11 protein-coding genes are annotated in these 10593 nt (G+C 68.8%); 6 read left to right on the top strand and 5 right to left on the bottom strand.

Annotated features, from left to right (window positions below; all coding sequences use genetic code 11):
- Nucleotides 1-114 precede the first annotated feature (114 nt).
- The 5 genes from BG61_RS36735 to fliE form a co-directional block, all read right to left on the bottom strand.
- A complete protein-coding gene (locus BG61_RS36735; RefSeq protein WP_035936903.1) occupies nucleotides 115-441 on the bottom strand; it encodes an EscU/YscU/HrcU family type III secretion system export apparatus switch protein in 327 nt (108 codons plus the stop codon).
- On the bottom strand, nucleotides 438-1835 hold the full coding sequence (gene fliK / locus BG61_RS36730; protein ID WP_035936901.1) for a flagellar hook-length control protein FliK: 1398 nt from the start codon (nucleotides 1833-1835) through the stop codon (nucleotides 438-440). The genes BG61_RS36735 and fliK overlap by 4 nt, the downstream gene beginning before the upstream one ends.
- 65 nt (nucleotides 1836-1900) lie before the next feature.
- The gene (locus BG61_RS36725) at nucleotides 1901-2230 is read right to left on the bottom strand and encodes a flagellar protein FliT (protein WP_035936900.1); all 330 of its coding nucleotides are present in this window, start codon (nucleotides 2228-2230) and stop codon (nucleotides 1901-1903) included.
- 5 nt (nucleotides 2231-2235) lie between these two features.
- Complete coding sequence (gene fliS, locus BG61_RS36720) at nucleotides 2236-2676, bottom strand: flagellar export chaperone FliS (protein ID WP_035936898.1); 441 nt, start codon at nucleotides 2674-2676, stop codon at nucleotides 2236-2238.
- Nucleotides 2677-2938: 262 nt separating this feature from the next.
- Nucleotides 2939-3298 carry a flagellar hook-basal body complex protein FliE gene (fliE, locus tag BG61_RS36715; protein WP_035936895.1) on the bottom strand — a complete coding sequence of 120 codons (360 nt, stop codon included), beginning with the start codon at nucleotides 3296-3298 and terminating at the stop codon, nucleotides 2939-2941.
- A 344-nt stretch (nucleotides 3299-3642) separates the two neighbouring features.
- Between fliE and fliF the strand changes: the two genes are divergently transcribed.
- Genes fliF through BG61_RS36685 form a run of 6 tightly spaced genes read left to right on the top strand, consistent with a single transcriptional unit; the run spans nucleotide 3643 to nucleotide 10534 of the window.
- Nucleotides 3643-5418 carry a flagellar basal-body MS-ring/collar protein FliF gene (fliF, locus tag BG61_RS36710; RefSeq protein ID WP_035936893.1) on the top strand — a complete coding sequence of 592 codons (1776 nt, stop codon included), beginning with the start codon at nucleotides 3643-3645 and terminating at the stop codon, nucleotides 5416-5418.
- Nucleotides 5408-6403 (top strand): flagellar motor switch protein FliG, encoded by a 996-nt coding sequence (fliG, locus tag BG61_RS36705; protein WP_035936890.1) that lies wholly within the window; start codon nucleotides 5408-5410, stop codon nucleotides 6401-6403. The genes fliF and fliG overlap by 11 nt, the downstream gene beginning before the upstream one ends.
- Nucleotides 6396-7067 (top strand): flagellar assembly protein FliH, encoded by a 672-nt coding sequence (gene fliH, locus BG61_RS36700; RefSeq protein WP_035936888.1) that lies wholly within the window; start codon nucleotides 6396-6398, stop codon nucleotides 7065-7067. Before fliG ends, fliH begins: the two co-directional genes overlap by 8 nt.
- Nucleotides 7061-8629 (top strand): flagellar protein export ATPase FliI, encoded by a 1569-nt coding sequence (gene fliI, locus BG61_RS36695; RefSeq protein WP_051673048.1) that lies wholly within the window; start codon nucleotides 7061-7063, stop codon nucleotides 8627-8629. The genes fliH and fliI overlap by 7 nt, the downstream gene beginning before the upstream one ends.
- Nucleotides 8630-8643: 14 nt before the next feature.
- Nucleotides 8644-9093, top strand: a complete 450-nt coding sequence (gene fliJ, locus BG61_RS36690; RefSeq protein WP_035936885.1) for a flagellar export protein FliJ — start codon at nucleotides 8644-8646, stop codon at nucleotides 9091-9093.
- Nucleotides 9094-9136: 43 nt separating this feature from the next.
- Nucleotides 9137-10534 (top strand): flagellar hook-length control protein FliK, encoded by a 1398-nt coding sequence (locus BG61_RS36685; protein ID WP_035936882.1) that lies wholly within the window; start codon nucleotides 9137-9139, stop codon nucleotides 10532-10534.
- Nucleotides 10535-10593 lie beyond the last annotated feature (59 nt).

The raw sequence follows: 10593 nt of genomic DNA, 5'->3' as shown, positions 1-10593 counted from the left end.
ACCCCAACCCCAACCCCAAGCGCCAGCAAAAGAACGCAACTGCCGCCCCGCACAGGGGCAGATCGAAGTCCCAGCAAGCCCAACGGCAGCCGCAATCCCCGAGGACCGAAAGTTTCACCGCACGCGCCCGTGCGCCCCGGCCGCGACCTTCGGCGCAGCCCCCGCGTCCTCCCCGTTTTCGAGCCGATAAAGCCAGGCCAGCATCTCGGCAACCGCCTGATAAAGCGCGGGCGGAATCCGCGAATCGAGGTCCACCTGCATGAGCAGCGAAACCATCTCCGGCGATTCGTGCACATACAGCCCGGCGTCCTTCGCCCGCTGCACGATCATCTCCGCGACGATCCCGTAGCCCTTCGCCACGACGCGCGGCGCGGCATCGCGGTTGCTGGCGTCGTAGGCGAGCGCGGTCGCCTGCTTGCGCACATCAGTGGGTGCGCTCACGAGCGGCTCCCCGTGTCGCCGGAATGTGCGCGGAAAAGGTGTGCGAGCGGCGACGGCACCGGTTTTTCCCCGCCCGCCTGAGCGTCGGCGGAAACGGGGGCATCCACGCCGCGGATCGACAACGCCGCGAGCCCGATCCCCGCCGCCTCGAGCTGCCTGCGAAAGGCATCGCCATCCGCGACGAGCCGCGCCGCTCCGTCCGCGCTCGCGTTGATCCGCGCGCTCAGCTGTTGCCCCGTCAGGACCAGTTCGGCGTCGACGGTGCCGAGCGTCGGCAGCGACAGCGTGAGACGCGTGCGCCACGCGCGCTCGTCCTCGATGCCGCCGTCGTGCGCGCGCGCATCGCGCTCCCGGGGCGAGATCTCCCATTCGAAGCGCGCGCCCGGCCACGCTTCGCCGGACCAGCGAAACTGGTCGGTGGCGAGAACGTCGAGCTGCTGGCGCACGAGCGGAATCGTCGATGGATGGATGCCGGCCGCAAGCGACGCCTGCACGGCGGACTCGCGCGGGCGGAGCGCCGCGGCCGCCGCGCTGGCGGACGCCGGGGTCGAAAACACCGTCTCGGGCACATCGCGCACCGATGCCGCGAGCGCCGCCGCCTGCTGCGGGGTTTGCGGCAGCGCGACCGTGCGCGCCGCCGACTGCGCATCGGGAAAACCGGCGCCGGACGCGCGCGACAGTTGCGGACCGTCGAGCCAGGCTTCAGCTGCTTCGGCCGCATCGGCTGCATCGGCTGCATCGGTTGCGTAGGCTGCGTAGGCGGCATTGGCGGCATTGGCCGTGTCGCCTCTCGCCGCCGCGAAATCGAGCGGCAGCGGCATCGTGCGCGAATCGGCGCGCGCCTGCGGCTCGCCCGCGAGCGACGCCGCCGTGCGCTGCCCGGCGAGCCACTGCACGAGATGGGATTCGTAGAAGAGACCGCTTTCGTCGACCGTCTTCGCGAGCGCGGCGGCCAGCGCCGCGGCGGGCAGCGCCGGTGCCGGCTGGTTTGCCGCGCGGACCGCGGCGGCGACGGCGGCGGCGTTCGACCCGAACGCCGTATCGAAGAGGCCGCCGGAAAGCGTGGCGAAGGCGCTGACGGCGCGCGGCGGCGTCGGCCAGAGCGGCGCGTCGCCGGTGAGCGTCAGCGCGCCGTTGCCGCCAAAGCGGGAAATCGCGTCGAGCGTGCGCGCGACGGCGCTGAGCGCGGTCTGCGCGGACGGCCCGCCCGCGCCGGGCACGCCGTTCTGGACGCTGCCGGGCGCGCTCTGCGGAATATCGACGAAAAGCCGCGACGTGCCGGCCTGCGTGGTGGTCTGGCCGGCGGTCGCGCCGGCAGACGGGCTGATCGCGGACAGCAGCATGTCGGCCCGGCCGGCGAGGAGCGTTGCGATCGCAGAATCCAGTCCTGTCATGCCGGTGTCCTTTTCTCGGCGTCCTGCGCGAACGGCGGCCGCCGGCGGCGGCGCCCGATGCGCGCCTAACGCAGCCCGATCATCTTTTTCAGCACGCGCGCCGGACGATTCACCGTGAAGAGCGCCGACAGGCGCGCGAGGCTCGGCGCGGTGAGATCGCGGATGGCGGCGTCGTCGGCCAGAATCTTCTTCACCAGGTCGAGCTTGCGCGCCCGGGCGGTGTCGTCGAGCTCGGAACCGGCGTCGACCTCCTTCAGCCGGTCGACGAGTTCGCGATACGCGCCCTGCATCGCCTTCAGCTCGCCCCACTCACCGCTGCGCGCCGCCGCCAGCATCTGGCCGGAAAGCGTCGCGATGGCCTCGTAGTGGGCGAAATATTCTTGGTTTGTGTTCATTCTCTTCAGGCATTCACCGCGGCCTGTGCCGCAGCCGCTTGCGTCATTTGCGCCACTTCCGGTCCGATCCCAATCCAGGCTTCCTCGAGCGTCGCGAGCAGTTCGTCCACTTCCACCAGCATCCGCTCGTCCTGCTTCAGGTTCGCTTCCAGGAGACGCCGCGTCATATACGTATACAGCGCGTCGAGCCGCCCGGCGATCTCGCCGCCCGTGTCCTTGTTCAGCGCCTGCTGCAGCCCGCTTTCGATGATGCTGATCGCCTTGCTGATCGCCGCGCCCCGCGCGCCCACGTTGTTCTGCTGCAAATGCATCCGCGCCTGGGCGATCGCCTGACGCGCGCCCTGGTAGAGCATCACGATCAGCCGGTGCGGGCTCGCTCCCATCACTCCTGTTTGAACGCCGACGCGCGCGTAGGCGTTGGCTCCAGCGTGTCCTGGGGAATACATCCGTGGTTCTCCTTGTGCGATGCCGAACGCGTCGGGGCCCGAGCGCCGCCTTCCGGCACTCGACGACGTGCCTTCGCTGACGCTGGCCGGGACTTCACCGGTGTGAATCGATGCCGGCGAACGGCCTGCTCACACCGTTCCCGGGTGGGCTGCCGTTCGTCGTGCTGTTACCGGTGTTATCGGAAAACCGCGGAAAAGCTTTAGGGCGCAAGGCGAAACCGGGTCGCGGACGACACGGGGTGCGGGAAGCGGCGGGGCATCCTCAGACTGAGATCTGCATGATCTCGTTGTACGCGGTGACGAGCTTGTTGCGCACCTGGAGCCCGAACTGGAGGCCAATGTTGGCTTTCTGCGAATCGACCATCACGTCGTTGAGCGACACGTTTGGCGCGCCGATTTCGAACGCGCGCGCCTCGCCGGTTGCCTTCATCTGGTTGTCGCTGATCTTGTCGAGCGACGATTTGAGCGCGTCGGCAAAACTTCCCGCCGTGGCGGCGCCCGACGGCGCGCCCGTCACGCTGCCCGACGCCACCGTCGGCCCGCTGGCACCGCCGGACGCCTGCGCGGCCATCGACTGCAATGCGCCGAGCGCGGTACTCATCGGGTTGATCGAAAAATTCATGGTTTCTCCGTGATGACAGGACATCGGGCATCGAATCGGGGCGAATCGAACGCGCGATTCGGTGAGCGATTCGGGGCAAATCGGGGCTTTCGACCCGGGCCGTCCCCGGCGCGGACGAAAGTTCGACTTCCAGTCCGGGCGGTTCGTGGACGCAGGGCGACCGAGTACGAAAAAGAATATCAGCGGGGCTTTCGGCAAAGCCGTGAAAGAGCGGGTAAAACCCGGCTCTATTCGCCCAATCGACTTGCATTCATCTGCGGATAATCCAATCGTGAAAAGTCTTCCATGGGCGCCTAAAACATAGCGCGGCCCAAGACGCCAAGATCCGGAGAGCTTCTAACGCAATGGACACGCCCAATAATTCCCTGATAACCCCCGACGCCAGAATGGGCCTGGCCGGCGCCCAGCCTGGCGCCGTGGGGAGCGCTGCGCCCGGCGTGAGCCTCGGCGGCGGCCCGGAATTCGGCGGTTTCGCGCAGCGCATGCCGATGCTGTCGCAAATCCGCTCGAATCCGCGCATGCCGCTGATCGTCGCGGTCGCCATTCTCGCGGCGGTGATCGCGGGCCTCGTGCTGTGGTCCCGCCAGCCGGACTATCGCGTGCTGTTCAGCAACCTGTCCGACCGCGACGGCGGCGCCATCGTTGCCGCACTGCAACAGGGCAACATTCCGTACAAGCTCGCCGATTCGGGCGGCGCCATTCTCGTGCCGGCCGAGCAGGTGCATGAAACGCGGCTGCGGCTCGCGAGCCAGGGCCTGCCGAAGAACGGCTCGGTCGGCTTCGAGCTGATGGACAACCAGAAATTCGGCATCAGCCAGTTCGCGGAACAGGTGAACTACCAGCGCGCGCTGGAAGGCGAGCTCGAAAAGACGATCGGCTCGATTTCCTCGGTGAAGTCGGCGCGCGTGCACCTCGCGATCCCGAAGCCGACCGTGTTCGTGCGCGAAAAGGAACTGCCGACGGCGTCGGTCATGGTCAATCTGTACCCGGGGCGCGTGCTTGACGAAGGCCAGGTGCTCGCAATCGCGCACATGGTGTCCTCAGGCGTGCCGGACATGCCGGTCAAGAACGTCAATATCGTCGATCAGGACGGCAACCTGCTCACGCAGCAGAGCGCCGCGAGCGGGCTCGACGCGTCGCAGCTCAAATATGTGCAGCAGATCGAGCACAACACGCAAAAACGCATCGACGCGATCCTCGCGCCGCTCTTCGGCGCGGGCAACGCGCGCTCGCAGGTGAGCGCGGACGTCGATTTCTCGAAGCTCGAGCAGACGGCCGAGAGCTACGGCCCGAACGCCAATCCGCAGCAGACGGCGATCCGCAGCCAGCAGTCGAGCGAATCGAGCGAGAACGCGGGCAGCGGCGCGTCGGGCGTGCCGGGCGCGCTGTCGAACCAGCCGCCGCAGCCGGCGTCCGCGCCGATCGTCGCGCCGGCTTCGGACGCGGCGGGCGCGGCCGTTAAGACGACGCCGGTCAACCAGCGCAAGGACACGACCACGAATTACGAAGTCGACCGCACCGTGCGCCACTACGAGCAGCCGATGGGCGGCATCAAGCGCCTGTCCGTCGCGGTGGTGGTGAACTACCAGAAGCAGGTCGACGCGAAGGGCAACGTCACGATGACCCCGCTTCCCGCCGAGAAGCTCGCGCAGGTCCAGCAGCTCGTGAAGGACGCGATGGGCTACGACGAGAAGCGCGGCGATTCGGTGAACGTCGTCAACAGCACGTTCTCGTCGGACCTGAGCGTGACGCCGGACGTGCCGTGGTGGCGCACGCCGGACATGATCGCGCGCGGCATCCAGCTCGCGAAATATCTCGGCATCGGGCTCGTGGGCCTCTTCCTCTACTTCAGCCTCGTCAAGCCGGCGATGCGCCGCGCGTTCCCGCCGCCCGAGGCGCCCGCGGCGCTCGGCCCGCCTGACGAGCTTTCCCTGCTCGACGGCCCGTCGCTGCCCGACACGAAACAGGACGAAGACAAGGACGCCGAGGTGAGTCTCCTCGGCCATGAAAGCAGCAAGGCGAAATTCGACCGCAACCTCGACTACGCGCGCATGGTCGCGCGCCAGGACCCGAGAATCGTGGCGACGGTCGTGAAGAACTGGGTGTCCGATGAACGCTGAAGGCCTGAACAAAGCCGCGCTCCTCCTCATGTCGATCGGCGAGGAGGAAGCCGCCGAAGTCTTCAAGTACCTCGCGCCGCGCGAGGTGCAGAAGATCGGCGCGACCATGGCCGCGCTCAAGAACGTGACGCGCGAGCAGCTCGACAACGTGCTCACCGAATTCGTGCAGGAGGCGGAGCAGCACACGGCGCTCTCGCTCGATTCGAGCGAGTACATCCGCTCGGTGCTGACGAAGGCGCTCGGCGAAACCAAGGCGGGCGCGCTCATCGACCGCATCCTGCAGGGCAGCGACACGAGCGGCATCGAGGGCCTGAAGTGGATGGATTCGGCGGCTGTCGCCGAACTCATCAAGAACGAGCATCCGCAGATCATCGCGACGATCCTCGTGCACCTCGACCGCGACCAGGCGTCGGAAATCGTCGCGCTGCTCACCGACCGGCTGCGCAACGACGTGCTCCTGCGCATCGCGACGCTCGACGGCATCCAGCCGGCGGCGCTGCGTGAACTCGACGACGTGCTGACCACGCTCCTCTCCGGCAGCGACAACCTGAAGCGCGCGCCGATGGGCGGCATCCGCACGGCGGCGGAAATCCTCAACTTCATGTCGAGCAACCACGAGGAGTCGGTGCTTCAGAACGTGCGCGAATACGACTCGGAGCTTGCGCAGAAGATCATCGACCAGATGTTCGTGTTCGAAAACCTCCTCGACCTCGAAGACCGCGCGATCCAGCTGCTGCTGAAGGAAGTGGAATCCGAGACGCTGATCGTCTCGCTCAAGGGCGCGCAGCCCGCGCTGCGCCAGAAGTTTCTCTCGAACATGTCGCAGCGCGCCGCCGAACTGCTCGCGGAAGACCTCGATTCGCGCGGCCCGGTGCGGGTGTCGGAAGTCGAGACGCAGCAGCGCCGCATCCTCCAGACCGTGCGCAATCTCGCGGAAAACGGCCAGATCCAGCTAGGCGGCAAGGCGGAGGACGCGTATGTCTGACGCGGCCCGCGCGCAGAAGCCGCAGCTCTCGGCGTATCAGCGCTGGGAGATGGCGTCGTTCGACCCGGTGACGGTGGACAACAGCGCCGCCGAACAGGCCGCGCTCGAAGCGCACCTGCGCCGCATGCACGAAGACGCGCACGCGGAAGGGCTCGCGTCGGGGCACGTCGCCGGGCAGGCGATGGGCTACCAGGCGGGCTACGAGCAGGGCCATGCGAAGGGCTTCGAGGAAGGCCGCAAGGAGGCGCTCGCCGAAGCCGCGCGCCTCGCCGGGCTCGCCGACGCGTTCAAGGTCGCGCTGCAGGCCGCCGACGCAGCGGTCGGCCAATCGCTGACGGCACTCGCGCTCGACATCGCGCAGCAGGTCGTGCAGCAGCACCTGACACTCGATCCGACCGCGCTCCTCGCCGTCGCCCGCGAAGTGATCGCGGCCGAGCCGGCGCTGTCCGGCGCGCCGCACCTGACGGTGAATCCGGCGGATCTGCCGATCGTCGAAGCCTATTTGAAAGATGAGCTCGAAGCCGCCGGCTGGGGCGTGCGCACCGATCCCGGCATCGAGCGCGGCGGCTGCCGCGCGCAGGCGGCGAGCGGCGAAATCGACGCGACCAACGCTACGCGCTGGGAGCGCGTCGCCGCGGCGCTCGGGAGGTCGCAGCCATGGTGAACACGCACGTTGCCCCGCACCCGGGCGCGCCCGCGCGCCGCATCACGCAGGAGGGCTTGAGCGAGCTCGAGCAGGAGATCGCGCGCGCGTCGTTCGGCCCGCTGCTGAGCGACGCCGACCCCGCCGAGCCGAGCCTGGAGGAGCGCGCCGCGCAGACGATCGTCCAGCTTGCCGACCTCGCGGGCAACCCGCATCTCGACGGCTGGCGCGCGCAGCTCGACACACTGAAGGCGCGCAGCGGCATCGCCAGGCCGTTGCGTGCGTGCGGGCGCCTCACGCGTGCGGCCGGGCTCGTGCTCGAGGCGGTCGGGCTGCGCCTCGGCGTGGGCGCCGAATGCATGATCGAGCTGCCCGCGGGTAGCTCGATTCCGATGGCCGAAGCCGAAGTGGTCGGCTTTTCCGGCGACAAGCTGTTCCTCATGCCAACCACCGAAGTCGCGGGCCTTTTGCCCGGGGCGCGCGTCTACCCGCTGGAAAGCGCGCCGATCAACGATCCGATGGCCGGTGCGAAGCGCCTGCCGGTGGGCTGGGAAATGCTCGGACGCGTGGTCGACGCGTCGGGCCGTCCGCTCGACGGGCTCGGGCCGCTCGGCGCCAAGGTGGACGCGCCGCTCAGCGCGCCGACCATCAACCCGCTGAACCGCGAGCCGATCCACAAGGTGCTCGACGTCGGCGTGCGCGCGATCAATTCGCTCCTGACCGTGGGACGCGGCCAGCGCATGGGGCTTTTCGCGGGTTCGGGCGTCGGCAAGTCGGTGCTGCTTGGCACCATGGCGCGCTACACCAGCGCGGAAGTGATCGTGATTGGTCTGATCGGCGAGCGCGGGCGCGAAGTGAAGGAGTTCATCGAGCAGATTCTCGGCGAGGACGGTCTCGCGCGCTCGGTGGTGGTCGCCGCGCCCGCCGACGTCTCGCCGATCCTGCGCATGCAGGGCGCGACCTACGCCACGTCGCTTGCCGAGTATTTCCGCGACCAGGGCAAGCACGTGCTGCTCCTGATGGACTCGCTCACGCGTTACGCAATGGCGCAGCGCGAGATCGCGCTTGCCATCGGCGAGCCGCCCGCGACGAAGGGCTATCCGCCGTCGGTGTTCGCGAAGCTGCCGGCGCTCGTCGAGCGCACGGGCAACGGGCCGGAAGGCGGCGGCTCGATCACCGCGTTCTACACCGTGCTGACCGAAGGCGACGATCAGCAGGACCCGATCGCCGATTCCGCGCGCGCGATTCTCGACGGCCACATCGTGCTGTCGCGCTCGCTCGCGGAAGCGGGGCACTATCCGGCGATCGACATCGAGGCGTCGATCAGCCGGGCGATGACCGCGCTGATCGACGACCGGCATCTCGACCGCGTGCGCATGTTCAAGCAGATGCTGTCGCGCTATCAGCGCAACCGCGACCTCATCAACGTGGGCGCGTATTCGAGCGGCCGCGACGCGCTGCTCGACCGCGCGATCGCGCTGTATCCGCGCATGGAAGCGTTCTTGCAACAAGGTTTTCGCGAGCAGGCCCAGTTTGCCCCGAGTCTCGCGCAACTCGACCAGTTATTCGACCAAGGAAGCTGAGGAACCCGACGCCCATGTCAAAACACCTGCCGATCAAGACCCTGATCAACCTCGCGGAAGAAGAACTCGACGCGGCCGCCAAGAAACTCGGCAAGCTCCAGCAGGAGCGCAACGAGATCGAGGCGCAGCTGACATCGCTCGTCACGTACCGCGACGAATATCACGCGCGGTTCACGGCGTCGGCGCAGGAGGGGACGACGGCCCAGACGTTGCGCAATTTCCAGGCGTTCGTCGATACGCTCGATTCGGCGATCGGCCAGCAGCGCGCGCTGCTCGACGCGGCGGAAAAGCGGCTCGAGGCGGCCAAGCCCGAATGGCGGCTGAGAAAGCAGAAGCTCGGCTCATATGAAGTGCTCGCGGCGCGCGGCGAAGCCGTGCTCGCGAAGAAGGCGGCGCGCGTCGAGCAGCGCGATGCCGATGAACACGCAGCAAAGATTCTGCGGATGAGGGCCGAGAAGGCCTGAACCGCGGCAACGCCCGATTTTTACCGGATCAAAGAGGTCAAGCATGTCGTCCGTTTCGTTTGCCAACGCGCTCATCGGCGCGACGTCCCCGGGGTCGCCGGGTAAAGCGGGGCCGTCGTCGCGCGACGACGGCGCATTCGGTTCGTTCGGCGCGACGCTGCAGAACATGACCGACAAGGCGAACGCCGCTGCGCGCGCCGAGAAGGCGGCTGCTGCGGCGCAGACGTCGAGCGTTCACGACGCTCCCAAGCCCGGCGACGATGCCGCCGCCGACGAATCCGCCGCGACGCAGGACGCGCAGGCGCCGGAGCAGAACGGCAAGAGCGACACGGCCGGCAAGGCGCCCCGGGCGGACCAGCCGGGCGACACCACGAAGGACGCCGCCAGGCCGCCCGCCAAAACCCAGCCGGACACGGCGGCTGCCGCCGCGCAGGCGAAGGCGCGTGCCGACGCCGCTGCCGCGGACACCGGCGCGACGCTCGCCGATCTGGAGGATGCGGCGGCGGCATCGACGGCCAATTCCGCCGGCGATTCGTCCGCGACCGGCGACAGCGCCCCGACTGCCGACGCCCCGCACAAGCCCGGCGACCCGAAATCCGCGCACGAAGCGCTGCAGGCGGTGCTCGCCGCCCCCGGCGATGCGCCCGCCGTGGCGAATGCGGCGGCGGTGTTCGGCTCCAGCGTGCAGAACGTCGATGGCAGAGCCGTTGCGGACGGCACGCACGGCGAGGCGTCGAAAGAGGCGCGCACGATCGGCCTAGGCTTCGGCGCCGCGCTCGGCGACGGCCGGAACGCCGCCGCCACCGCCGTCGCGCAGGGCGACGCCGCGGCGCTTGCGGGTGCACAGGCGGCGGCGGGCGCCGCCCAGACCGGCGACGCCGCGGCCTTGCGCGCGGCCGCCGACGCCGCCGCGCATGCGGGTGCGCTGCAGGCCGCATCGGCGGGATCGGGGGCGTCGAACGTGCAGGGCTCGATGGCGGCCGCGACGAGCGCGGCGATTGCGCCGCACGTCGGCTCCGCCGGCTGGGACGATGCGTTCAGCCAGAAGGTCGTGTTCCTGTCGAACGCGCATCAGCAGAGCGCCGAGTTGACGCTCAACCCGAAGGACCTCGGTCCGCTCCAGGTCGTGCTGCAGGTCGCGGACAATCACGCGCACGCGCTGTTCGTCTCGCAGCATGCGCAGGTGCGCGAGGCTGTCGAAGCGGCGCTGCCCAAGCTGCGCGAGGCGATGGAGGCGAATGGCATCGGACTCGGAAGCACGAGCGTGAGCGACGGCTTCGCTCGACAGGCCGGACAAGATGGCGGGCAAGGGTCGGGGTCGGGGGCGCGCTCGGGCCGCGGTGGCCGCGATGCGGGCGGGTTCGGCGATGTGGGCGCCGTGGGGGACACGCGGCAGGTGCCGGTGCGGCGCACCGTCGGGCTCGTGGATACGTTTGCGTGAGTTAGCAGGGCGCTGGCGCTTGGGGTCGGGGCTGGGGTTTGTTGAACCGTTTGATGCGC

It is taken from the genome of Caballeronia glathei (assembly GCF_000698595.1).
Classification (GTDB): domain Bacteria; phylum Pseudomonadota; class Gammaproteobacteria; order Burkholderiales; family Burkholderiaceae; genus Caballeronia; species Caballeronia glathei.
The sequence above is the reverse complement of the archived record's forward strand: the minus strand, read 5'-3'. Positions and strand labels throughout refer to the sequence as shown.

Excerpts from the sequence above, each read along its gene's own strand:
- fliK (WP_035936901.1), bottom strand. The coding sequence starts at position 1,835 with ATGACAGGACTGGATTCTGCGATCGCAACGCTCCTCGCCGGCCGGGCC.
- BG61_RS36725 (WP_035936900.1), bottom strand. The coding sequence starts at position 2,230 with ATGAACACAAACCAAGAATATTTCGCCCACTACGAGGCCATCGCGACG.
- fliS (WP_035936898.1), bottom strand. The coding sequence starts at position 2,676 with ATGTATTCCCCAGGACACGCTGGAGCCAACGCCTACGCGCGCGTCGGC.
- fliE (WP_035936895.1), bottom strand. The coding sequence starts at position 3,298 with ATGAATTTTTCGATCAACCCGATGAGTACCGCGCTCGGCGCATTGCAG.
- fliF (WP_035936893.1), top strand. The coding sequence starts at position 3,643 with ATGGACACGCCCAATAATTCCCTGATAACCCCCGACGCCAGAATGGGC.
- fliG (WP_035936890.1), top strand. The coding sequence starts at position 5,408 with ATGAACGCTGAAGGCCTGAACAAAGCCGCGCTCCTCCTCATGTCGATC.
- fliH (WP_035936888.1), top strand. The coding sequence starts at position 6,396 with ATGTCTGACGCGGCCCGCGCGCAGAAGCCGCAGCTCTCGGCGTATCAG.
- fliI (WP_051673048.1), top strand. The coding sequence starts at position 7,061 with ATGGTGAACACGCACGTTGCCCCGCACCCGGGCGCGCCCGCGCGCCGC.
- fliJ (WP_035936885.1), top strand. The coding sequence starts at position 8,644 with ATGTCAAAACACCTGCCGATCAAGACCCTGATCAACCTCGCGGAAGAA.
- BG61_RS36685 (WP_035936882.1), top strand. The coding sequence starts at position 9,137 with ATGTCGTCCGTTTCGTTTGCCAACGCGCTCATCGGCGCGACGTCCCCG.